Below are 21,588 nucleotides of genomic sequence, written 5' to 3'. Positions count from 1 at the left end.
TGGGCGTGCGCAATACAAACAAGGGCCGGTAGCTGCCGACCCTGCCCGATCTCGTTGGTGTTGCGGCTTTACGCCCGTCTCGACGGGGGCCTGATAGCGTTGCTTGACGCGTATGGCAAGGGCTTTGGCAGGGCGGGGCGGTTTTTGACGCGTTTTGAACAGGCGGTACGGCCCACCAAATTGTCAGCCATAGCGTTCGGGGCCGATCCATTGCGCCTCGGAATACCTGTCGCCATGCGCCCAGCCCACAGGCAGCACCGCCTCGATCCGGGCAATGTCGTCGGCGTTCAGAACCAGCCCGGCGCCCTGCACCAGCTCGCGGAAATGCGCCACCGACCGGGTGCCGGGGATCGGCAGCACGTGATCGCCCTGCGCCAGCACCCAGGCGACGGCAAGCGCCGCGGCAGGCACGCCCATCTCGGCGGCCAGCGCGCGAAAACGGTCCGTCGCAGCCAGATTGGCCGCGAAATTCGGCGGCATGAAGCGCGGGTTCTCGCGCAGGAACGGCAATTCCGCCACCGCTGCTGCGTCCAGTGGATGATCCGTCAGCAACGACCGCGCGACGGGCGAGAACGCCACCAGCGCGACACCCAGTTCGGCGCAGGTCTGCACCAGCCCCAGATCGGGCAGGCGGGTCGCCAGCGAGTATTCCGACTGCACGGCGGCCACGGGATGAACCGCGTGGGCCCGCCGCAGGCTGCCGGGCGCGATCTCGGAGAACCCGATGGCGCGCGTCTTGCCCTTGGCCACAAGGGCCGCCAGAGCCTCGGTCGCCTCTTCGATCGGAATGGCCGCCTCGCGCCGGTGAATGTAATAGAGATCGACGCAGTCGATGCCCATCCGCGCCAGGCTCTTGTCCAGTTCCGCCTCAAGATGCGTCAGCGAATTGTCGAACCGCCGCGCGCCGGTCGGATCGCGGGTGATCCCGCCTTTGGTGGCGATATGAAACTGGTCGCGCATCCCGGGATTGTCGCCCAGCCACGCGCCGATCGCGCGTTCCGAACGCCCCATGCCATAGACATTCGAGGTGTCGATATGGCGCACGCCCAGGTCCGCCGCCGCATCCAGAATGGCGAACGAGTTTTCCTCGGTTGTCGGGCCGTAGAACTCGGCGAAACTCATGGCGCCGATTCCCAGCGCGGATGTGACGACATCCCCGATCTTGCGTGTTGGCAAACTCATCCCGTACCCCTTTCCATCGCGGTCTCGACCACGGCAATCGCCGCTGCCACCGCCTCGTCTATGTCCATCGCCGATGTGTCCAGTTCGACCGCATCCGCCGCCGCACGCAGCGGCGCATCGACGCGCCCCATGTCGCGGGCGTCGCGCTCGCGCACATCGGCCAGAACGGCGGCAAAATTGGTGTCCGCGCCAGCCTCCAGCAGCTCTCTGTAGCGCCGTTCGGCCCGCACCTCGGCGCTCGCCGTCACGAACAGCTTGGCAGCTGCGTCCGGGCAGATCACCGTGCCGATGTCGCGCCCGTCCAGCACCGCCCCTCCCGCCCGCGCGGCAAAGGCACGCTGGAAATCCACCAGCGCGGCGCGCACATCGCCAATCGCTGCCACCTTCGATGCCGCCTGCGCGACCTCGGGGCTGCGCAGCGCGGCTGCGTCCAGATCCTCGGCCCGCAGGGCGCGCGCCGCTGCAACCGGCTCTGTCCCGGCCAGCATTTCCGCGCCGACGGCGCGATACAGCAACCCGGTATCCAGATGGGCGAAACCGAAATGCGCCGCCACCGCGCGGCTGATCGTGCCCTTGCCCGCCGCAGCAGGCCCGTCGATGGCAATGGTGAAACTCATGCGCATGCCTCCTTGCGCCCGACCCTAGCGGGCCGCGCCGCCGGCTTCCAGCCTCAGCCGTCGATCCGGGCGCCCAGACCCGCCATCAGCGGCCCGAACACCGGGAAAGAGGTGGCAATCGGCCCGCCATCATCCACCGTCATCGGCCGGGCACTGGCCAGCCCCATGACCAGGAACGACATCGCGATCCGGTGGTCCAGACGGGTGGCCACCGTCGCCCCGCCCGGCACGTCACCGCCCAGGCCATGCACGATCCACCAATCCGGCCCGTCCTCGACCGTGACACCGGCGGCGCGCAGCCCGTCCGCCATGGCCGCGATCCGGTCGCTTTCCTTGACGCGCAATTCCTTGACCCCGCGCATTTCCGTCGGTCCTTGGGCAAAAGCCGCCACGACCGACAACACAGGGTATTCGTCGATCATGCTGGCCGCCCGCCCGGGCGGGACCGCAATGCCCGTCATGTCGGGCGAATACCGCGCGCGCAGGTCGGCCACTGGCTCGCCGCCCTCTTCGCGCAGGTTCTCGAATACCAGATCCGCGCCCATCTCCTGCAACGTGTAGAACAGCCCCGCGCGCGTCGGGTTCAGCCCGATATTGGGCACCAGCACGTCCGATCCCGGCACGATCAGCGCCGCGCAGACCGGAAACGCCGCCGAGCTTGGATCGCGCGGCACCTCGATCCGCTCGGGGCGCAGTTCGGGCTGGCCGGTCAGGGTGATCACCCGGCCCTCGGGCGTCTCTTCTGTCACGATCCGCGCGCCGAACCCCGCCAGCATCCGCTCGGTGTGGTCGCGGGTTGCCTCGTGCTCGATCACCACGGTCTCGCCCGGTGCATTCAGCCCGGCCAGCAGCACCGCCGATTTCACCTGCGCCGAAGGCACGGGCACCTCGTAGCGCACCGGCACAGGCTCCACTGCGCCAACGATGGTCATCGGCAGCCGCCCACCGCTGCGCCCCACCGCCCGCGCGCCGAACAGCGCCAGCGGATCAGTCACCCGCGCCATCGGCCGCTTGTTCAGGCTGGCATCGCCGGTGAATGTGGCCACGATCGGACAGGTCGCCATTGCCCCCATGATCAGCCGCACGCCGGTGCCGGAATTGCCGCAATCGATCACGCCACCGGGCTCTGCAAACCCGCCCACGCCCACGCCATGCACCCGCCACACACCATCTTCACCGCGTGTCACGTCAGCGCCAAAGGCCCGCATGGCGGTGGCGGTGTCCAGCACGTCCTGCCCCTCCAGCAGCCCTGTGACCACGGTTTCGCCCACCGACAGCGCGCCCAGGATCAGTGCGCGGTGGCTGATCGACTTGTCGCCGGGCACATCCGCGACCCCACGCAAACCGTCGGATCTGTGGGCCGTCATCGGGCAGGCCGGACCATGGGAAGACATCGCATACCTCATCTTTCGCGTCGTCCCGATGCTCTAGCGCGCCCTCAACCCAAGGTCCATCGCCCACATCTTCATCTTGCCCGATAAACTCCCGCCGGAGGCTCCCGCAGGCTCGGCACGCGCGACACTTCGCAGACAGTCGCATCAGCCGCCACACGCGGCCCGAGCCGAAGGCCGAAGGCTGCAGGCGAGATATCCTGCGCGCGGCTGTGCCGCGCTCCGCCTGATCACATCACTTCAGCCGGATCACATCGGGGCTGATGGTCAGCAGATACCCCTCGCGCGCCACGTGCCGGATCAGAAGCTGGCTCAGCAGCTGGTTGCCCAGATGATCGCGAAGGCGTTTGATCCGCGTCGCGCCCGACGCCTCTTCGCAATCCAGCGGTGACCGGCCCGAGATCGCGGCCTCGAGATCCGCGCCGCTGATGATCTCGTCATCCAGCCGCGCCTCGCACAGCACCGACAGGGTTTCCAGCGCGTTGTCGGTCAGGCCGAATTCCATGTTGTTGATCGCCACCAGCTTCTGCTCGCGGTTCAGCACCAGCGAGGTTATATGCAGCCCGGTGCGCTCGATTTCCAGCAGGTGCTGGTTCAGCACCGCATTGGTGTACAGGAAATAGACCGAAGACAGCAACAGGCAGAACGCCAGCACCATCAGCACGAAGATGATCAGCCGGTAGGACGCCAGCACCTCGGCAAAGGTCGTGCCCGACTGGCCCAGGACCATCAGAAGATTGATTTCGTTGGGGTTCACCAGCGCGTCGTTGTCTTCGAATATCCGCGCCACCCGGTCGTTGAAGGTGTTGGCGTCGGGCAGGCTGAGAAACATCACCACCCCCGCGATCACCAGCGCCACCAGCACGAAGATCCCGCCCCAGACCACCAGCTTGCTCGGCTGTCCCAGTGCTTTCATCGCTGCCATCGCCCCGTCCCTTGCCGCCGTTTCCGTGCCTGACCATAAGACCGCAGGCAGGCCCTGCCAACGCCGCACGAACGATCACACGCGATTGTAACAGGGCTTGGCAATCGCGCGCCAAGGTCCGAGGTTGGCCTGCGACGGGGGAACGAGTCGATGCGCAAGCCGGTGAACTTTTTGTGGCAGCGGGCCGGATTGGGCCGCCACGACAGCGCGTTAGGGCACTGCGGGTGATCTCTGTGCTGCATCTGATCGCGCGGCATGGCCGCTGGGCGCTGATCCTGGGGCTGGCAGCGGGGCTGGGCCTGCCGGGGCTGGCGGCCGCGCTGCGCCCCTGGTTGCCGCATCTGGTGGCGCTGCTGCTGTTCCTGACCGCCCTGCGTATCGGGCCGCGCGCCGCTCTGGGGCGGCTGGCCGAGGCGCGCCAGACCCTTGGACTGGTGCTGCTTTTGCAGCTTGCCCTGCCGCTGGTGGCGTTGGCCGGGTTGGTGGCGCTGGGGTGGCAGGATCATCCCTATGCGCTGGCGGCACTGCTGATGCTGGCCGCCCCGTCGGTCACCGGGTCGGTGAATTTCGTCATCATGCTGGGCCGCGATCCGGCCCCGGCGCTGCGCCTGCTGATTCTGGGCACGGCGCTGCTGCCACTGACGGTGCTGCCGATCCTGTGGCTGGGCCCCGAGGTGGGCGCGGGCGCGCAGGCGCTGGGGGCCAGCGCACGGTTGCTGGTGGTGATCTTTGCCGCCGCCGCAGCCGGTTTCGTCACCCGTGAATGGCTGTGGCGCGCCCCCGATCTGCGCACGCTGGATGGGCTGAATGCCGTGGCGCTGGCGGTCATTGTCGTTGGGCTGATGTCGGCGCTGGGGCCTGCGCTGCGCACCGATCCGGGGCCGGTGCTGTGGCTGATCGCGGGCGTGATGGCGGTGAACTTCGGCTTGCAGATGGCCGGTTTCGCGCTGTTTCGCGCCTTCAGCCTGCCCGAGCCCGTGGGGCCGGCCATCGTGGCGGGCAACCGCAATGCCGCGCTTTTCCTCATGGCATTGCCCGCATCCGTCACCGACCCCTTGCTGATCCTGCTGGGCTGTTATCAACTGCCCATGTATCTGACACCCATCCTGCTGGCCCGTTTCTACGGGCGGAAAGGAGCACCGACATGACCCTGAGCGTGGACCTGAATGCCGACATGGGCGAAAGCTTTGGCGCTTGGCGGCTTGGTGATGATGCCGCGCTGCTGGAGGTGGTGACATCCGCCAACATCGCCTGCGGCTTTCACGCGGGCGACCCGGATGTCATGGCCGCCACGATCACACTCGCGCACAGCAACGGCGTGGGCATCGGCGCGCATCCGGGCTTTCGCGATCTGGCCGGGTTTGGTCGCCACAGGATGCAGGTGCCGCAGGCCACGCTGGCCAACGACGTGCGCTATCAACTGGGCGCGGCGCTTGGCATGGCGGCCCCGGTCGGGGCGACGGTGCGGCACCTGAAGCTGCACGGCGCGCTGGCCAACATGTGCGCCGAGGATGAGGCATTGGCGAAAGCGTGCTATCAGGCGGCGCTGTCGGTGGTGCCGGATCTGACCATCATGGTGATTGCCGCCACCGCGCAGCAACGCGCCGCCGAGGCGTTGGGGTGCCGCTGGGTCGGCGAGATCTTTGCCGACCGCTCCTACAACGACGATGCCACGCTGGTGGACCGTCGCCAGCCCGGTGCCGTGATCCATGATCCGGCACAGGCCGCCGCGCGGGTGGTTGAGATGGTGCAGGAAGGCGCGATCATCGCGGCCAGCGGCGCGCGCATCCCGGCGCGGATCGACACGATCTGCCTGCATGGCGACACGGCCGAGGCGGTGCAGATCGCCCGCGCGGTGCGGTCCGGGTTGGAGGGAGCGGGGGTTGTGGTGGAGCGGTTCGCCGTGGGATGAGGGATTTCGGACAGGCGGTGCCTGTCCGACCGGCTGGGGGGCGTTGCCCCCCAGACCCCCCAGGATATTTGAAGAGAGAGGAAGAACAGGGCCCGGCATGCAGATGAAACAGGATGTGAAGATCGCCACCGCCGCCTATCCGCTGGACTGGTTCAAGGACTGGGCCGCGTTCGAGGCCAAGCAGCGCGCCTGGGTGGCCGAGGCGGCAGGCGCGGGGGCCGATCTGCTGGTGTTTCCCGAGTATGGCGCGATGGAACTCGCCTCGCTGGGTGGGGACAACGTCGCAGGCGACGTGCGCGGCTCGATCCGGGCGGTGTCGGAGCGGGTGGGCGAGATGAACGCGCTGCATGCCGGGCTGGCGGCCGAGTTCGGCGTGCATATCCTTGGCGGATCGGCCCCGGTCGAGGCGGAGGGGCGCGTCGTGAACCGCGCGCATCTGTTCGCGCCATCGGGGGCGGTGGGTCATCAGGACAAGCAGATCATGACGCGCTTCGAGCGCGATGACTGGGGTGTTGTCGGCGGCGGGCCGCTGCGGGTGTTCGACACCGCACTGGGGCGAATCGCCATCCTGATCTGCTATGACTGCGAATTCCCGCTGCTGGCGCGTACGCTGGCCGAGGCGGGGGCCGACATTCTGCTGGTGCCCAGTTGCACCGAGGCTTTGGAAGGCTACTGGCGAGTGCGCATCGGGGCGATGGCCCGCGCGCTGGAGTGTCAATGCGTGACGGTCATGGCCTCGCTGGTGGGCGATCAGCCGCGCATCTACGCGGTTGAGGAGAACACCGGTATGGGCGGCATCTTCGGCCCGCCCGATGCCGGATTTCCCCCGACCGGCGTGCTGGCCGAGGGTGCGATGGATCAGCCCGGCTGGACCTATGCCACGATCGACCGCGCTGCCATCGCCCATGTGCGCGCAGATGGTCACGTGCTGAACATGGCCCACTGGACCGAGCAGGCCGCGCGCCTGCCGCATATCGAGACCATCGCCCTGCCTTAGGCGTTTTGCCCTTGAAAAAAACCACGAATGCGCTCATTTACGCGCTTGTCCCGTCCATGAGGCGGGTCGCGCAATGAAGGAGAGACCATGGCCAAGGAAGAAATGCTCGAATTTCCCGGTGTCGTAAAGGAACTCCTGCCGAACGCGACATTCAGGGTCGAGCTGGAAAATGGCCATGAAATCATCGCGCATACGGCAGGAAAGATGCGAAAGAACCGCATCCGTGTTCTGGCCGGTGACAAGGTTCAGGTGGAAATGACGCCCTATGATCTGACCAAGGGTCGGATCAACTATCGATTCAAGTAACGTGCGCCTGATCCTCGGGTCAGGCAGCCCGCGCCGCAAGGAGTTGCTGGCGCAGATCGGCGTTGTGGCGGACGATGTCCGCCCGCCCGATATCGACGAGACACCGATGAAAGCCGAACTGCCGCGCCCTTATTGTGCGCGCATGGCGCGGGACAAGGCCGCCGCCGTGCAGGCCGCACCGGATGATCTGGTGCTGTGCGCCGATACCACCGTGGCGATGGGGCGGCGCATTCTGGGCAAACCCGCCGACGTGGCCGAGGCCGAGGCGTTCCTGCGTGCGCTGTCGGGGCGGCGGCACCGGGTGATCACGGCGGTGGCGCTGCGGCTGGGCGACAAGATATGGGAGCGTGACGTGGTCACAACGGTTCAGATGAAACGCCTGTCCGAGGTCGAGCTGCGCGGCTACCTTGCAACCGGCGACTGGCAGGGCAAGGCGGGCGGCTATGGCATTCAGGGGCCAGCAGGTGCACTGATCCCGTGGATCAACGGCAGCTTTACCGGCGTCGTGGGCCTGCCACTGGCGGAAACCGCGGGGCTGCTGCAGGCAGCGGGCTATCCGCTCTGGGGGCGCGCATGAAGGGTCGGCAGATCATCCTCGATCACCTGAACGGGCGCGAGGCCGCGGCCCTATTGGTCGATGGCCGGCTTGAGGATCTGCTGATCGATGCCGATACCCCGCGCGTCGGTGCGATCTATCGCGCGGTGGCCGATCGCCCGATGAAGGGGCAGGGTGGGCTGTTCGTCTCGACCCCCGATGGCCAGGCGTTTCTGCGTCAGGTGCGTGGCGTGGCCCCGGGGCAAAGCCTGCTGGTGCAGGTCACGGGCCATGCCGAGCCGGGCAAGGCCATGCCGGTGACGCAGAAGATCCTGTTCAAAAGCCGCTACGCCATCATCACCCCCGACGCGCCCGGTCTGAACATCAGCCGCAAGATCCGCGATGAGGATCTGCGCGATCACCTGCTGGCCATCGCGCACGCGGTCATCGACGACCCGGCCACGGGGCTGATCATGCGCTCGTCTTGCGAGGGCGCGGACGCGGATGAGATTGCCGCCGACATCGCCGAGATGGCTGATCTGGCCCGCGCTGTCATGGCCGATCAGGCAGGCGGCCCCGAACAACTGACCGAGGGCGATGGCCCCCACGCACTGGCCTGGCGCGACTGGACCGATCCGGCACAGGTGGTGACCGAGCCGGGCGGTTTTGAGACCCATGGCGTGCTGGACCTGATCGAGGCTGCGCGCCGCCCGAAGGTGGCGCTGCCCGGCGGTGGCTCGGTCTATATCGAGCCGACACGCGCTCTGGTGGCGGTCGATGTCAACACCGGCACCGACACGACGCCTGCCGCCGCCCTCAAGGCCAATATCGCCGCGGCGCGCGATCTGCCCCGGCAGTTGCGGGTGCGCGGCCTCGGCGGGCAGATCACGCTGGACCTGGCCCCGATGACGAAAAAGGACCGCACCGCGTTCGAAAACGCCCTCCGCGCGGCCTTTCGCGCCGATGCGATCGAAACCGTGCTGGCCGGCTGGACCCCGCTGGGACATTTTGAACTGCAGCGCAAACGCGAGCGCCGCCCGCTGGCCGAGCTTTTGACATGAGTTGCCCGATCTGCGCCCGACCGGCCGAGCCGAAATATCGCCCGTTCTGTTCAGGACGCTGCGCCGATATCGATCTGGCCAAATGGCTGACCGGGTCCTACGCCATCCCGTCCGACGATCCCGACGACATCGAACAGGCCCTGGACGATATCATGCGGGACGAGGACAAGCCGCACTGAGCGCGGCTTGCCGCAGGATCAGTCAACCACGCGGATCAGCTTGCGCTCCAGCACACGCAGAACCGTGGGCAGTTCATGCCCGCGCTTGAGTATCTGACCGTCCATGCCGACCACGGCGTATTGCCCCTGCCGCTGACGCAGCCTGGGGCGCTTTTCGATGCGATAGACCGGATGCTCCGCGGTGCGGCGGAAAACGGAAAACACCGCCACCTCGCGCAGGTGCGAAATGCCGTAATCGCGCCACTCGCCTGCTGCCACCATGCGCCCGTACAGGCCCAGTATCACCCCCAGTTCGCGCCTGTCAAAGGCCACATGTTCTGGCGTGGGCCGATAGGGAATGGGCGGGGGGGTCTGAACTGTCATGTCTCCACAGTTGCGCCAAGCCCGCGATTAATCAAGCCCCCTGCCGCCAAAGCGGCCCCACAGCGCCGGATCGGCGGGTGGCATCGGCGGCAGATCGGGCCCGACCCTGTCCCACCAGCTTTCGGCCTGCGGCGTCAGGGCATGCCAGGCGCGGGCCACGGCGGCACGTGGGGCGTCCGGCCAGCCGGAGGGCAGCAGGGGCGCGCATAGCTCGGGATGGCGCAGCACGATCCGCCGCCAGCGATGGATCAGCAGGGTGCGCGCGGCGGCGGCATCCAGCGGGTCATGCACCGCCGTCAGTGCCGCCAAATCAACCCGCAAGGTGTCCAGCGCCGACGCGTGATCAGCCGTCAGCACATCCGCGACAACCAGATCGGGGGCCAGCGCCGCGATACGACCGGTCATGCGGAACCGTGCGCGCGGTGCCGGTGCATCCGCGGGGCGCAGGGCCAGCCCGCCCAGATGCAACGCCGTATCGTCGGCACCGTCATCGAGGCTCAGCGCCCACTCCGCCACCGGCCCGCGCGGCACGGCATAGATCCGGCTGGTGGCATCGGTGAACCGCGCCTTGCCACCGGCGGTCAGCCGGTAGTGGCTCAATCGCCCTTCGCGCGTGCTGTCGACCCAGCCATCGCGGGCCAGCCGCGACAGGGCAGTCCGCAGAGCCCCCGGCTCCACGCCGATCCGGCCCAGCAAACGACCCAGCCGGGCCGAGGTCACGCGCCCGCCGCGCAATTGCACGCTGTCACCGAAAACGGTGATCACCAGCGACCAGACGCGCAACCGGCCATCGGCATGCAGGGTATCGATCAGGGGGGCAAGCGGGTCCATGACCCTTGTTACCCCCTTGCAGACCCATAGAAAAGCCGCCGCGTTGGCTGCCCTGTCGCGTCCCCTGCTTCATCTTGCCCGGTAAACTCCGGGGGAGTCCGCGCCTGCGCGGACGGGGGCAGCGCCCCCATCCCCGAGGCCCCATCGGGGCCGAGATACCAAGCGTCGCGCAAGCGACACATTCGGGTCACTCAGGCCCGGTCATAGGCCACCATGGTCAGCAACTCGTATTCCGCCACCTGCGCGCCCTCCTGATTGGTCAGGGTCGCGTTCCAGGCCACCTCGCCATAGCTGTCGGTGCGGGCGGTCTTGCGTTTGCAGGTCAGGCGCACCGCGATGCTGTCGCCGGGCGACACGGGTTTCTGAAAACTCAGCGCGTTCAGCCCGGTATTGGCCAGAACCGGCCCCGGATCGGGCTGCACGAACAGGCCTGCGGCAAAACTCAGCAGCAGATAGCCATGCGCCACGCGCCCGGGAAAGAACGGATTGGCGCGCGCGGCCTCGTCATCCATATGGGCATAGAAGGTGTCGCCGGTGAACCGGGCGAAATGTTCGATATCCTCCAGAGTGACGGTGCGTGCGGGCGTGTGGATCGTCTCGCCGATCGCAATCTCGCGGAAGGTGCGCTGGAACGGATGGTCGGGGCCCGTCACCTCGGCGCTGCCCTTGATCCACGTTTCGGTAATGGCGCTCAGCATGTCGGGGCTGCCCTGAATGGCCGTGCGCTGCATGTAATGCAGCACGCCCCGGATGCCGCCCAGTTCCTCGCCGCCGCCCGCGCGGCCCGGGCCGCCGTGGATCATGTGGGGCAGGGGGCTGCCGTGGCCCGTGGCCTCGGGGGCGGCGGTGCGGTTCATGATGTACAGCCGCCCGTGATGCGCGGCACTGGCCAGCGTCACGTCGCGCGCCACGCCTGCATCTTTGGTGAACAGCGATGCCACCAGCGACCCGCCGCTCGCATTGGCCAACTGCGCAGCATGGGCGGTGTCGCGACAGGGCAGCAGGGTGGCGACCGGGCCGAACGCCTCGATCTCGTGCACCGCGCTTGCGGCGTCGGGATCGTCGCAGGTCAGCAGCGTCGGGTTCAGGAAGGCCCCCGGCAGATCGGGGGCGGTGTCGCCGCAGAGCACGCGCGCCTCGGCCTTCAACCGCGCCAGCCGGTCCAGCACATCGTCGCGCGCGGCGTGACTGGCCAGCGCGCCCATGCGCATCGCGGCGTCGGCAGGGTCGCCCACGGTCACCTCGGCCAGCCTGGCCGACAGCGCCTGGGCCACATCGTCCAGCCGCGCCTGCGGCACGATCAGGCGGCGCATGGCGGTGCATTTCTGGCCCGCCTTGGTGGTGATCTCGGTCACCGCCTCGGTCACAAACAGGTCGAACTCGGGGCCTCCCGCGTCGGCATCCGGGCCAAGGATCGCGGCATTCAGGCTGTCCTGCTCGCTGGTGAACCGCACCGAATGGCGCAGCAGGTTCTGGTTGCCTCGCAGCAGCAGCGCGGTATCCGCCGATCCGGTAAAGGCGACCGCGTCCTGCGCGCCCAGCCGGTCCAGCAAATCCCCGGTACGCCCGATCACCAGTTGCACCGCGCCGTCCGGCAGCAGCCCCGACTCGATGATCATGCGGAAACACGCCTCGGTCAGGTAGCAGGTCTGCGTCGCCGGTTTGACGATGCAGGGCACACCGGCCAGCAGCGCCGGGGCCAGTTTCTCCAGCATCCCCCAGACCGGAAAGTTGAAGGCGTTGATATGCACCGCCGCGCCTTGCAGCGGCACTGCGATATGTTGCCCCAGAAAGCCGCCCTTGCGGCCAAGCTGTTCGACCTCGCCGTCGATATAGACATGCCCGTCGGGCATTTCGCGCCGGCCCTTGGCTGCGAACAGGAACATCGTGCCGATGCCGCCGTCGATATCGACCCAGCCGTCGCGGCGGGTCGCGCCGGTCAGGGGGTTGATGGCATACAGCTCTTCCTTGCGCGCATCCAGGTAGCCTGCCAGCGCCTTGAGCATCTTGGCCCGCTGGTGAAACGTCATGGCGCGCAGGGCCGGGCCGCCGTGCGCCCTGGCCCAGTCCAGCATCGCACCGAAATCCAGCGCCGCGCCGCCTGCCTGCGCAATCGGCTGCGCGCTGACGGGGCCGATGATGGTCTGTGCATCCGCGCCCGGCGCGATCCATTGCCCGCAGGCATAGCTTTCGGGTTTCAGCATCTTTTGTCCCTCCCGGTTTTGCGCCACGATGCCGGAAAAGACGGGCAATCGCAATACTCTTGACCGTGCGGTCGGTTTTGTGCAGGCTCCCGCCAAGGATCAGGGAGGAGGGGCGGACATGACCCCAGAGGAACGCGCCGAGCGGTCGGCGCAGGCGATGTGGGCCGATGACCGGGCCAGCAAATGGCTGGGCGCGCGGATCGACCAGATCGGACCGGGCCGCGCGGTGATGTCTATGCAGATTCAGGATCATCACCTGAACGGCCACGGCATCTGTCACGGCGGCTATATCTTCACGCTTGCCGACAGCGCCTTTGCCTTTGCCTGCAACAGCCACAACAATCTGGTGGTGGCGCAGGAAAACACCATCACCTTTCTGGCCCCCGGCCAAGGTGGCGAGCGTCTGACCGCAACCGCGACCGAGGTCAGCCTGACCGGGCGCACGGGTGTCTACGACGTGGTGGTGACCGGCGAGGACGGGCGCAAGGTGGCGCTGTTTCGCGGCCTGTCACGGCAGGTGTCAGGACAACATTTTCAGGAGGACGAGACATGAGAGAGGCATTCATCTGCGACGGCTGGCGCACGCCCATCGGGCGATACGGCGGGGCATTGGCAACCGTGCGGCCCGATGATCTGCTGGCCGGGGTGATCCGCGATCTTGTGGCCCCGTTCGAGGGGCTGCACATCGACGAATGCCTGATCGGCTGCGCCAACCAGGCGGGCGAGGACAACCGCAACGTCGCGCGCATGGCCGTGCTGCTGGCGGGCTTGGGCGAGGGTGTGCCGGGCGCCACGATCAACCGGCTGTGCGGTTCGGGGCTGGATGCCGTGGGGCAGGCGGCGCGCGCGGTCAAGACCGGCGAGGCCGAGGTGATCATTGCAGGCGGCGTGGAATCGATGTCGCGCGCGCCACTGGTGATGCCCAAGGCCGATGCCGCGTTCTCTCGCCAGGCCGAGATCTATGACACGACGATTGGCTGGCGCTTTGTCAACCGCGCCATGCACAAGCAGTTCGGAACCGACTCCATGCCCGAAACGGCTGAAAACGTGGCCGAGGATTTCAACATCAGCCGCGAGGATCAGGACAAGTTCGCCCTGCGCAGTCAGGACCGCGCGGCCGCAGCCATCGACAACGGGCGGCTGGCGCGCGAGATCAAGCCGGTGACGATCCCGCAACGCAAGGGCGATCCGCTGGTGGTGGATACCGATGAACACCCGCGCGCCACGACGCTGGAAAAGCTGGGCAAACTGCCCGCCCCCTTCCGCGAGGGCGGCAGCGTGACGGCAGGCAATGCCAGCGGGGTCAACGATGGCGCGGCGGCGGTGATCATCGCCTCCCGCGAAGCGGTCGAGAAATTCGGCCTGACCCCGCGCGCGCGCATCACCTCGATGGCCACTGTTGGCGTGCCGCCACGCATCATGGGCATCGGCCCGGCCCCGGCCACGCAGGCCCTGCTGGACCGGCATGACCTAAAAATCACCGACATCGACTTTGTCGAGCTGAACGAGGCGTTTGCCGCACAAGGGTTGGCCACGATGCGCCAGCTTGGCCTGCCCGATGACGCCGACCACGTGAACCCGCATGGCGGCGCGATCGCGCTGGGGCATCCGCTGGGCATGTCGGGCGCACGGCTGGCGATCACCAATTCGATCAGCCTGTCGGATCACGGCGCCAAACGCGCGATCTGCACCATGTGCATCGGTGTGGGGCAGGGCATCGCCCTGCTGATGGAGGCGGTGTGATGAAAGACCTGTCGCCCCGTCCCGGCGATCTGGAGCCGATCGAGACCGCCAGCCGGGACGAGATTGCCGCCCTGCAACTGTCTCGGATGAAATGGTCGCTGCGCCATGCCTATGACAACGTGCCGTTCTACCGCGCGCAGTTTGATGCGGCGGGGGTGCATCCCGACGACCTGCGCAGTCTTTCCGATCTGGCGAAGTTTCCCTTCACGGTAAAGCAGGACCTGCGCGACAATTACCCGTTCGGCATGTTCGCCGTCCCGCGCGACCAGATTGCGCGGCTGCATGCCTCGTCGGGCACCACGGGTCAGCCGACGGTGGTGGGCTATACAGCCAACGATCTGTCGATGTGGGCCGATGTGGTGGCGCGCTGCCTGCGGGCCTCGGGGCTGCGGCGCGGCGACGTGCTGCACAACGCCTATGGCTACGGGCTGTTCACCGGGGGTCTGGGCATCCATGGCGGGGCCGAGCGGCTGGGCGTGACCTGCGTGCCGGTCTCGGGCGGGATGACCCAGAGACAGGTGCGCCTGATCGAGGATTTCGGCGCGGATGGCATCACGGTGACGCCATCCTATGCGCTGTCGATTCTTGACGAATACGCGGCCCAGGGGCGCGATCCGCGGGAAAGTCCGCTGAAGGTGGGCATTTTCGGGGCCGAGCCCTGGACCAACGCCATGCGGCAAGAGATCGAGGCTGCTTTTGATATGCATGCCGTCGATATCTATGGCCTGTCCGAGGTAATCGGCCCGGGCGTGGCCAACGAATGCGTGGAAACCAAGGACGGGCTGCATGTTTGGGAGGATCACTTCTACCCCGAGGTGATCGACCCGACCACCGGCGCGGTGCTGCCCGATGGCGAACTGGGCGAGCTGGTATTCACCTCGCTGACCAAGGAGGGCTTTCCGATCATCCGCTATCGCACCCGCGACCTGACCCGGCTGCTGCCCGGCACGGCACGCAGCATGCGGCGAATGGAAAAGATCACCGGGCGCAGCGACGACATGATCATCCTGCGCGGCGTCAACGTCTTCCCGACGCAGATCGAGGAGCAATTGATGACCGTGACCACGCTGGCCCCGCATTTCCAGATCGAACTGTCCCGACCCGAGCGGATGGATGTGATGACCGTGCATGTGGAACTGGCCGAGGGCACACCCGAGGACGCGCGCGAGGCGGCGGCGCGCGACCTGGCGGGCAGGATCAAGTCGAACGTCGGCATCAGCGCGCGGGTGAACGTGGCCGCGCGCGGGCAGGTGGCGCGGTCCGAGGGCAAGGCGGTGCGCCTGATCGACACCCGGCCCAAGGAGGCGTAATGGCCCGGGGGCTGGCCCGCGACCATGACGAGAAACGCGCCGCCCTGCGCCATGGGGCGGCGCGCTATTTCGCGCGCCACGGGTTCGACCGCGCCAGCATGACCGGGGCCGCGAAATCCTGTGGTGTGTCCAAGGCCCTGATCTATCACTACTATCCATCTAAAGAGGAACTTCTGTTCGACATCCTGGACGACCATCTGGGCGCGCTGGTCGCGGTGGTCGAGGCTGCGCGCGGCGACGGGATCACCGGGCTGATCGCGGCCATTCTCGGGGCGTATGAAGATGCGGACGCCGAACACAAGTTGCAGCTGGACGCGCTGACCGTGCTGCCTGTGGACAAGCAGGCGCCGCTGATCGCACATCAAAGGCGGCTGGTCGCGATGATGTCAGATGCCGTCGCCGCCGAGGCACCGGGCCTGACGCCCAACCGGCTGCGCGCGGCAACCATGACGGTTTTCGGCATCCTGAACTGGTTCTACATGTGGCACCGCTCCGGCAAGGGGCTGAGCCGGGCCGAATACGCCCGGCTTGCGGGGGATTTCGTGCGGGGCGGGTTGCGAAACCTGACATGATCCTGCGGTGTCGCTTGCGCGACGCGTTGCATCTCTGCCCGTTCCGGGCCTCGGGTGTCGGGGGCGCTGCCCCCGTCGCGCCGGCGGCGTGCCTCCCCCGGGATGTTTTCGGAGAGAGGAAACCGGGAAACTCTTTCCGTTCCTCTCTCTTCAAATATCCCGGGGGGTCCGGGGGGCTGGCCCCCCGGTCCTGCCGATGGCAACTGCGCGCCGGTCAGCCCCTGGGATAGCCCAGCGTTTTCAGCGCCTCGGCGATTTCATCCAGTATTGCCGGATCGTCTATTGTGGCGGGCATCTTGAACTCTTCGCCATCGGCGATCTTGACCATGGTTGCACGCAGGATCTTGCCCGAGCGGGTCTTGGGCAGGCGGTCGACCACCACGGCCTGCTTGAAGGCGGCGACCGGGCCGATCTGGTCGCGGATCATGGCGACGCATTCGCGGGCGATCTCCTCATGCGGGCGGTTCACGCCCGAGGTCAGGCAGACGAAGCCCACCGGGCTTTGGCCCTTGAGCTCGTCCGCCACGCCGACAACGGCGCATTCGGCCACGTCGGGGTGGTTGGCCAGCACCTCTTCCATGGCACCCGTGGACAGGCGGTGCCCGGCCACGTTGATCACGTCATCGGTGCGCGCCATGATGTACAGATAGCCATCTTCATCCACCATGCCGGCATCGCCCGTCTCGTAATAGCCGGGGAAATGCGCCAGGTAGGATTTGCGAAACCGGTCTTCGGCGTTCCACAGAGTCGGCAGGGTGCCGGGGGGCAGGGGCAGCTTGATGGCGATGGCGCCCAGCGTGTTCGGCGGCACCGGGTGTCCCGCCTCGTCCAGTATCTGCACGTCATAGCCCGGCATCGGCACGGTGGGGCTGCCGACCTTGACCGGCAGGGCCTCGATCCCGGCGGGCATGCCCGCGATGGTCCAGCCGGTTTCGGTCTGCCACCAGTGATCATAGATCGGCTTGTCCAGCATCCGGGACGCCCAGTTGATCGTGTCGGGGTCGGCGCGTTCGCCCGCCAGATAGACCGCGCGCAGGCCAGACAGGTCGTATTTGCGGATGAAATCGCCTTGCGGGTCCTCGCGTTTCACCGCGCGAAAGGCGGTGGGGGCGGTGAAGAAGGATTTGACATCGTGATCCGCGATCACCCGCCAGAAGGTGCCCGCATCGGGGGTGCCGACCGGCTTGCCCTCGAACACGACGGTGGTGTTGCCGTGGATCAGCGGCGCGTAGCAGATATAGCTGTGCCCAACGACCCAGCCGACATCCGAGGCAGCCCAGAACACCTCGCCCGGGTCGACGTTGTAGATGTGCTTCATGCTCCAGTTCAGCGCCACCAGATGCCCGCCAGTGTGCCGCACCACGCCCTTGGGCGCGCCGGTGGTGCCGCTGGTATAAAGCACATAGGCGGGGTGGTTGCCCTCGACCGGCAGGCATTCGGCCGGTTCGACGCCGTATTGAAAGGCGTGCCAGTCGACATCGCGGCCCGGGATCAGCTTGGCCACCTCCTGTTCGCGCTGGAAGATCACGCAGAATTCGGGCATGTGGCTGGCCTGCTCGATCGCGCCGTCCAGCAATGGTTTGTAATGCACCACGCGCCCCGGCTCCAGCCCGCAGGAGGCGGCGATCATTGCCTTGGGTTTGGCGTCGTCGATCCGCACGGCCAGTTCATGCGCGGCAAACCCGCCGAACACGACCGAATGGACGGCACCGATGCGCCCGCAGGCCAGCATCGCCTCGATCGCCTCTGGGACCATGGGCATGTAGATGATGACGCGGTCGCCCTTTTCGATGCCCTTGGCGCGCAGGGCACCGGCCAGGGTCGCCACGCGGTTGCGCAGTTCTGCATAGGTGATCTTGCGCACGGTGCCGGTGATCGGGCTGTCATGGATAATTGCGACCTGGCTGCCGCGGCCCTGCTCGACATGGCGGTCCACCGCGTTCCAGCAGGTGTTGACCTTGCCGTCGCTGTACCATTCGTACAGATCGTTCCCGAGGTCGAACAGCGCCTTCGAGGGCATCTGGTCCCAGTCGATGTTCCGGGCCTGCTCCATCCAGAAGGCTTCGGGGTCGTTCTGCCAGCTTTTGTAAACGTCGTTGTAGGTGGTCATCGTCATGGTCCTCCGTCCCTCGGCGCGGCGGTTTTGTGCCTGCGCGGTCTGGCATTCGGGATAGGTTACAGGGTGCCGTAAGGGCAAGCCCGATCCCGCACGATCGGCCAGTTGGTTGCAGAAAATTTGCAGATATGGTGGTCGGAGCCCTGCAAATTTTTGCAAATCGTATCAATCGCAACGGCTGGCTGCGAAGTTTCGCACGATCAGCAAAGTCGCAAACCGGATCTCTGCAAATCCGTCTTGGACGGGATTGGCAGAGTCGCACCTGCGTCCGTTTTCGACATGGCCCATGTCGAAATCGCATCAGAGCAGGCGCGCGGCAGATGGTAACTTCATCCACAGGGTGCCGCGCGGTGTGGCACCCCTTGCCTCAGGAAGGGCCGTTGCCATGGGCGACACCAAGAAAAAGCCGAGCAAACCCGGCGCCAAACCCACCAAGAAGTAATCCCGTTCGTCACGTCGGGCGTCGCCGGGATTGTCCCGTCCGGCGACGCCACATCCTCAACCGTAATGCGCCACAGGCGTTCCGGCGATGGCGGCCATGTTCAGCAATCCGCGTGCGGTGATGCCTGGGGTGACGACATGGGCGCGGTTGCCCATGCCCATCAGGATCGGCCCGACCTCAAGCCCGCCTGCCTTCATCTTGAGGATGTTGCGCACGCCCGATGCGGCATCGGCGTGGCCGAAAATCAGCACATTGGCGGCACCCTGCATGCGGTTTCCGGGCAAAAGACGCTCGCGCAGGTCCGGGTCGAGTGCCGCATCGACGTTCATCTCGCCCTCGTAGGCGAAATCGCGCGGGGCAGAGTCCAGGATGGCGATGGCGTCGCGCAGGCGCTGTCCGGACCCTTCGGCCTGATTGCCGAATTGGCTTTGCGAACACAGCGCGACATTGGGCGACAGGCCAAAGCGGCGCACATGCCGGGCGGCCCCGATGGCGATCTCGGCCAGGTTCTCGGGCGTCGGGCGCGAATAGACATGGGTGTCGCCGATGAACAGCGGCCCGTCTTCGAGGATCATCATCGACAGCGCGCCATGCGGGCGCATCTGGCCATGGCCCAGCACCTGGGTGACATAGTTCAGGTGCCAGCGGTATTCCCCGAAGGTGCCACACAACAGGCTGTCGGCCTCGCCCCGCTGCACCATGATGGCACCGATGGCGGTTGTATTCGTGCGCATGATCGCGCGGGCCAGATCGGGGGTGACGCCGCGCCGGGCCATCAGCTCGTGATAGGTGCCCCAGTAGTCGCGGTAGCGCGGGTCGTTCTGGGGGTTCACGATCTGCACGTCGCGCCCGGGCCGGATGGTCAGCCCATAGCGTTCGCAGCGGCGCGCGATGACGTCGGGACGACCGATCAGTATGGGCTGCTCGGTGGTTTCTTCGAGTATCGCCTGCGCTGCGCGCAACACGCGTTCGTCTTCACCCTCGGCAAAGACGATGCGGCGCGCGGCGGTGGCGGCGGCCTCGAACACCGGGCGCATGAGCAGCGCGGATTTGAAGACGCTGGCATTCAGGCGCTGTCTGTAGGCGGCGAAATCGGTGATCGGCCGGGTGGCCACGCCGGTGTCCATCGCGGCGCGGGCCACGGCGGTGGAGACGATGCCCGACAGGCGCGGGTCGAACGGCTTGGGGATCAGGTAATCGGCCCCGAAGGTCAGCTGCTCGCCACGATAGGCGGCGGCGGCCTCGGCGCTGGTGGTGGCGCGGGCAAGTTCCGCGATCCCGTCGATGCAGGCGATCTGCATGGCGTCGTTGATCTCGGTCGCGCCCACGTCCAGCGCCCCGCGAAAGATGAACGGAAAGCACAGCACATTGTTGACCTGATTGGGAAAATCGCTGCGTCCCGTGGCGATGATGGCGTCGGGGGCGACCTCGCGCACCTCGTCGGGCAGGATCTCGGGCGTCGGGTTGGCCAGCGCGAAGATGATCGGGCGGCTGGCCATTTTCGCCACCATCTCGCGGCTCAGGACGCGCGGGCCGGACAGGCCCAGGAACAGGTCGGCCCCGTCGATCACCTCCTCTAGGGTGCGCAGGTCGGTCTCCTGCGCGAATTCGGCCTTTTGCTGGGTCATGTCCACATCGCGGCCCTTGTAGACCAGCCCGTGAATGTCGCACAGCCAGACGTTCTCGCGCCGCAGCCCAAGTTTCAGCAGCATGTTCAGGCAGGCGATGCCGGCCGCGCCGCCGCCGGTCGACACGACCTTGATGTCCTCGGTCTTCTTGTCGGCCACCAGCAGCGCGTTGCGCGCCGCCGCCCCCACCACGATGGCGGTGCCGTGCTGGTCGTCATGGAACACCGGGATGTTCATCCGCTCGCGGCAGATCTTTTCGACGATGAAGCAGTCGGGGGCCTTGATGTCCTCAAGATTGATCGCACCGAACGTGGGCTCCAGCGCGCAGACGATCTCGGCCAGCTTTACCGGGTCGGGTTCGTTCAGTTCGATGTCGAAACAGTCGATCCCGGCGAATTTCTTGAACAGGACGGCCTTGCCCTCCATCACCGGCTTGGAGGCCAGCGCGCCGATGTTGCCCAGCCCCAGAACGGCGGTGCCGTTGGTCACCACCGCCACCAGATTGCCGCGCGCGGTATAGCGGGCGGCGTTCGTCGGATCGGCCACGATTTCGGTGCAGGCCTCGGCCACGCCGGGGGAATAGGCGCGGGCCAGATCGCGGCCATTGGCCATCGGCTTGGTCGCGCGGATTTCCAGTTTTCCGGGCTTGGGGTGTTCGTGATAGAACAGCGCCGCCTCGCGCAGCAGGTCTTTGGGCGTATCTGACATGGGGGCCTCCTTAAGAGATGGTTTAGTGTTCAACTATCCCCTGACGCAAGGGAAATTGCGGGGTCGGCCCCTGTGATGGTATATTGCATGTGCCACGGCGCTGCGACAGGATTGCGTGGTCGCCGTGGAAAAACCCGCCGCGCATGCCCCTGATCGGAGGACACGACATGAGCTTGCTGGATGCCGCCCGCGCGGTACGTGAAAACGCCTATGTGCCCTATTCGCGCTTCAAGGTGGGTGCCGCGCTGCGCACGCCCTCGGGCATGGTCCATGTCGGCTGCAACGTCGAGAACGTGGCCTATCCCGAAGGCACCTGCGCCGAGGCCGGCGCGATTGCCGCCATGGTCGCGGCCGGCGAGACCGAGATCATCGAGGTCTGCGTGATCGCCGACAGCCCCACGCCGGTCACCCCCTGCGGCGGGTGCCGACAGAAACTGGCCGAGTTTGCGCGCGGCGACGTGACCGTGCGCATGGCCACGGTGGACGGGCCGGAGGTGACGGTGACCGTGGCCGAACTGCTGCCCGGGGCCTTTGCGCGCGATCACATGGACCGCGCCTGAGCGCCG

At 66.9% G+C, this 21,588-nt stretch carries 21 protein-coding genes; 12 read left to right on the top strand and 9 right to left on the bottom strand.

Annotated elements, in window-relative coordinates:
* Positions 1-183: 183 nt before the first annotated feature.
* From ACFTOW_RS03240 to ACFTOW_RS03225, 4 genes are all read right to left on the bottom strand, one after another.
* Positions 184-1,182: an aldo/keto reductase gene (locus ACFTOW_RS03240; RefSeq protein ID WP_379913006.1), complete on the bottom strand. Its 999-nt coding sequence runs from the start codon at positions 1,180-1,182 to the stop codon at positions 184-186.
* Complete coding sequence (locus ACFTOW_RS03235) at positions 1,179-1,799, bottom strand: (d)CMP kinase (RefSeq protein ID WP_379913004.1); 621 nt, start codon at positions 1,797-1,799, stop codon at positions 1,179-1,181. Before ACFTOW_RS03235 ends, ACFTOW_RS03240 begins: the two co-directional genes overlap by 4 nt.
* 53 nt (positions 1,800-1,852) lie before the next feature.
* The gene (aroA, locus tag ACFTOW_RS03230) at positions 1,853-3,193 is read right to left on the bottom strand and encodes a 3-phosphoshikimate 1-carboxyvinyltransferase (RefSeq protein ID WP_379913260.1); all 1,341 of its coding nucleotides are present in this window, start codon (positions 3,191-3,193) and stop codon (positions 1,853-1,855) included.
* 232 nt (positions 3,194-3,425) lie between these two features.
* Complete coding sequence (locus tag ACFTOW_RS03225) at positions 3,426-4,115, bottom strand: winged helix-turn-helix domain-containing protein (protein WP_379913002.1); 690 nt, start codon at positions 4,113-4,115, stop codon at positions 3,426-3,428.
* A gap of 233 nt (positions 4,116-4,348) precedes the next feature.
* On the opposite strand from ACFTOW_RS03225, the gene ACFTOW_RS03220 reads away from it, so the two are divergent.
* The 7 genes from ACFTOW_RS03220 (at position 4,349) to ACFTOW_RS03190 (ending at position 9,105) form a co-directional block, all read left to right on the top strand.
* Positions 4,349-5,263 carry a hypothetical protein gene (locus tag ACFTOW_RS03220; protein WP_379913000.1) on the top strand — a complete coding sequence of 305 codons (915 nt, stop codon included), beginning with the start codon at positions 4,349-4,351 and terminating at the stop codon, positions 5,261-5,263.
* Positions 5,260-6,027 (top strand): LamB/YcsF family protein, encoded by a 768-nt coding sequence (locus ACFTOW_RS03215; RefSeq protein ID WP_379912998.1) that lies wholly within the window; start codon positions 5,260-5,262, stop codon positions 6,025-6,027. Before ACFTOW_RS03220 ends, ACFTOW_RS03215 begins: the two co-directional genes overlap by 4 nt.
* Before the next feature lie 115 nt (positions 6,028-6,142).
* Positions 6,143-7,024: a carbon-nitrogen hydrolase family protein gene (locus ACFTOW_RS03210; protein ID WP_379913258.1), complete on the top strand. Its 882-nt coding sequence runs from the start codon at positions 6,143-6,145 to the stop codon at positions 7,022-7,024.
* Between the two features lie 87 nt (positions 7,025-7,111).
* A complete protein-coding gene (gene infA, locus ACFTOW_RS03205) occupies positions 7,112-7,330 on the top strand; it encodes a translation initiation factor IF-1 (protein ID WP_011455993.1) in 219 nt (72 codons plus the stop codon).
* Between the two features lies 1 nt (position 7,331).
* The gene (locus tag ACFTOW_RS03200) at positions 7,332-7,907 is read left to right on the top strand and encodes a Maf family protein (RefSeq protein WP_379912995.1); all 576 of its coding nucleotides are present in this window, start codon (positions 7,332-7,334) and stop codon (positions 7,905-7,907) included.
* A complete protein-coding gene (locus tag ACFTOW_RS03195) occupies positions 7,904-8,926 on the top strand; it encodes a ribonuclease E/G (protein WP_379912993.1) in 1,023 nt (340 codons plus the stop codon). Before ACFTOW_RS03200 ends, ACFTOW_RS03195 begins: the two co-directional genes overlap by 4 nt.
* Positions 8,923-9,105 carry a DNA gyrase inhibitor YacG gene (locus ACFTOW_RS03190; protein WP_379912991.1) on the top strand — a complete coding sequence of 61 codons (183 nt, stop codon included), beginning with the start codon at positions 8,923-8,925 and terminating at the stop codon, positions 9,103-9,105. The genes ACFTOW_RS03195 and ACFTOW_RS03190 overlap by 4 nt, the downstream gene beginning before the upstream one ends.
* An 18-nt stretch (positions 9,106-9,123) precedes the next feature.
* On the opposite strand, the gene ACFTOW_RS03185 is transcribed toward ACFTOW_RS03190, so the two are convergent.
* The 3 genes from ACFTOW_RS03185 to paaZ form a co-directional block, all read right to left on the bottom strand.
* Positions 9,124-9,468 (bottom strand): DUF2794 domain-containing protein, encoded by a 345-nt coding sequence (locus ACFTOW_RS03185; RefSeq protein ID WP_379912989.1) that lies wholly within the window; start codon positions 9,466-9,468, stop codon positions 9,124-9,126.
* Between the two features lie 27 nt (positions 9,469-9,495).
* Positions 9,496-10,299, bottom strand: coding sequence for a PaaX family transcriptional regulator C-terminal domain-containing protein (locus ACFTOW_RS03180; RefSeq protein ID WP_379912987.1), 804 nt, complete (start codon positions 10,297-10,299; stop codon positions 9,496-9,498).
* A gap of 191 nt (positions 10,300-10,490) precedes the next feature.
* On the bottom strand, positions 10,491-12,503 hold the full coding sequence (paaZ, locus tag ACFTOW_RS03175) for a phenylacetic acid degradation bifunctional protein PaaZ (RefSeq protein WP_379912985.1): 2,013 nt from the start codon (positions 12,501-12,503) through the stop codon (positions 10,491-10,493).
* 118 nt (positions 12,504-12,621) lie between these two features.
* On the opposite strand from paaZ, the gene paaI reads away from it, so the two are divergent.
* The 4 genes from paaI to ACFTOW_RS03155 are packed head-to-tail and all read left to right on the top strand — an operon-like array spanning position 12,622 to position 16,128.
* A complete protein-coding gene (gene paaI, locus ACFTOW_RS03170; RefSeq protein WP_379912983.1) occupies positions 12,622-13,056 on the top strand; it encodes a hydroxyphenylacetyl-CoA thioesterase PaaI in 435 nt (144 codons plus the stop codon).
* On the top strand, positions 13,053-14,246 hold the full coding sequence (gene pcaF / locus ACFTOW_RS03165; protein ID WP_379912981.1) for a 3-oxoadipyl-CoA thiolase: 1,194 nt from the start codon (positions 13,053-13,055) through the stop codon (positions 14,244-14,246). Before paaI ends, pcaF begins: the two co-directional genes overlap by 4 nt.
* Positions 14,246-15,556 (top strand): phenylacetate--CoA ligase PaaK, encoded by a 1,311-nt coding sequence (gene paaK / locus ACFTOW_RS03160; RefSeq protein ID WP_379912979.1) that lies wholly within the window; start codon positions 14,246-14,248, stop codon positions 15,554-15,556. Before pcaF ends, paaK begins: the two co-directional genes overlap by 1 nt.
* Positions 15,556-16,128: a TetR/AcrR family transcriptional regulator gene (locus ACFTOW_RS03155; protein WP_379912977.1), complete on the top strand. Its 573-nt coding sequence runs from the start codon at positions 15,556-15,558 to the stop codon at positions 16,126-16,128. Before paaK ends, ACFTOW_RS03155 begins: the two co-directional genes overlap by 1 nt.
* Before the next feature lie 214 nt (positions 16,129-16,342).
* Here ACFTOW_RS03155 and ACFTOW_RS03150 read toward each other — a convergent pair whose 3' ends face one another.
* Complete coding sequence (locus ACFTOW_RS03150; protein ID WP_379913256.1) at positions 16,343-18,238, bottom strand: propionyl-CoA synthetase; 1,896 nt, start codon at positions 18,236-18,238, stop codon at positions 16,343-16,345.
* Between the two features lie 504 nt (positions 18,239-18,742).
* Positions 18,743-21,022: an NADP-dependent malic enzyme gene (locus ACFTOW_RS03145; RefSeq protein ID WP_379912975.1), complete on the bottom strand. Its 2,280-nt coding sequence runs from the start codon at positions 21,020-21,022 to the stop codon at positions 18,743-18,745.
* A gap of 167 nt (positions 21,023-21,189) precedes the next feature.
* On the opposite strand from ACFTOW_RS03145, the gene ACFTOW_RS03140 reads away from it, so the two are divergent.
* Complete coding sequence (locus tag ACFTOW_RS03140) at positions 21,190-21,582, top strand: cytidine deaminase (RefSeq protein WP_379912973.1); 393 nt, start codon at positions 21,190-21,192, stop codon at positions 21,580-21,582.
* Positions 21,583-21,588: the final 6 nt, after the last annotated feature.

The organism is Lacimonas salitolerans, assembly GCF_042677865.1.
Lineage (GTDB): Bacteria > Pseudomonadota > Alphaproteobacteria > Rhodobacterales > Rhodobacteraceae > Lutimaribacter > Lutimaribacter salitolerans.
This window is presented reverse-complemented; position numbering and strand designations above follow the sequence as displayed.

Coding starts and splice junctions, on each gene's coding strand:
- ACFTOW_RS03150 (WP_379913256.1), bottom strand. CDS start 18,238: ATGACCACCTACAACGACGTTTACAAAAGCTGGCAGAACGACCCCGAA.
- paaI (WP_379912983.1), top strand. CDS start 12,622: ATGACCCCAGAGGAACGCGCCGAGCGGTCGGCGCAGGCGATGTGGGCC.
- ACFTOW_RS03185 (WP_379912989.1), bottom strand. CDS start 9,468: ATGACAGTTCAGACCCCCCCGCCCATTCCCTATCGGCCCACGCCAGAA.
- aroA (WP_379913260.1), bottom strand. CDS start 3,193: ATGTCTTCCCATGGTCCGGCCTGCCCGATGACGGCCCACAGATCCGAC.
- ACFTOW_RS03190 (WP_379912991.1), top strand. CDS start 8,923: ATGAGTTGCCCGATCTGCGCCCGACCGGCCGAGCCGAAATATCGCCCG.
- ACFTOW_RS03235 (WP_379913004.1), bottom strand. CDS start 1,799: ATGAGTTTCACCATTGCCATCGACGGGCCTGCTGCGGCGGGCAAGGGC.
- ACFTOW_RS03240 (WP_379913006.1), bottom strand. CDS start 1,182: ATGAGTTTGCCAACACGCAAGATCGGGGATGTCGTCACATCCGCGCTG.
- ACFTOW_RS03155 (WP_379912977.1), top strand. CDS start 15,556: ATGGCCCGGGGGCTGGCCCGCGACCATGACGAGAAACGCGCCGCCCTG.
- paaZ (WP_379912985.1), bottom strand. CDS start 12,503: ATGCTGAAACCCGAAAGCTATGCCTGCGGGCAATGGATCGCGCCGGGC.
- ACFTOW_RS03145 (WP_379912975.1), bottom strand. CDS start 21,022: ATGTCAGATACGCCCAAAGACCTGCTGCGCGAGGCGGCGCTGTTCTAT.
- pcaF (WP_379912981.1), top strand. CDS start 13,053: ATGAGAGAGGCATTCATCTGCGACGGCTGGCGCACGCCCATCGGGCGA.
- ACFTOW_RS03195 (WP_379912993.1), top strand. CDS start 7,904: ATGAAGGGTCGGCAGATCATCCTCGATCACCTGAACGGGCGCGAGGCC.
- paaK (WP_379912979.1), top strand. CDS start 14,246: ATGAAAGACCTGTCGCCCCGTCCCGGCGATCTGGAGCCGATCGAGACC.
- ACFTOW_RS03215 (WP_379912998.1), top strand. CDS start 5,260: ATGACCCTGAGCGTGGACCTGAATGCCGACATGGGCGAAAGCTTTGGC.
- infA (WP_011455993.1), top strand. CDS start 7,112: ATGGCCAAGGAAGAAATGCTCGAATTTCCCGGTGTCGTAAAGGAACTC.
- ACFTOW_RS03225 (WP_379913002.1), bottom strand. CDS start 4,115: ATGGCAGCGATGAAAGCACTGGGACAGCCGAGCAAGCTGGTGGTCTGG.
- ACFTOW_RS03180 (WP_379912987.1), bottom strand. CDS start 10,299: ATGGACCCGCTTGCCCCCCTGATCGATACCCTGCATGCCGATGGCCGG.
- ACFTOW_RS03140 (WP_379912973.1), top strand. CDS start 21,190: ATGAGCTTGCTGGATGCCGCCCGCGCGGTACGTGAAAACGCCTATGTG.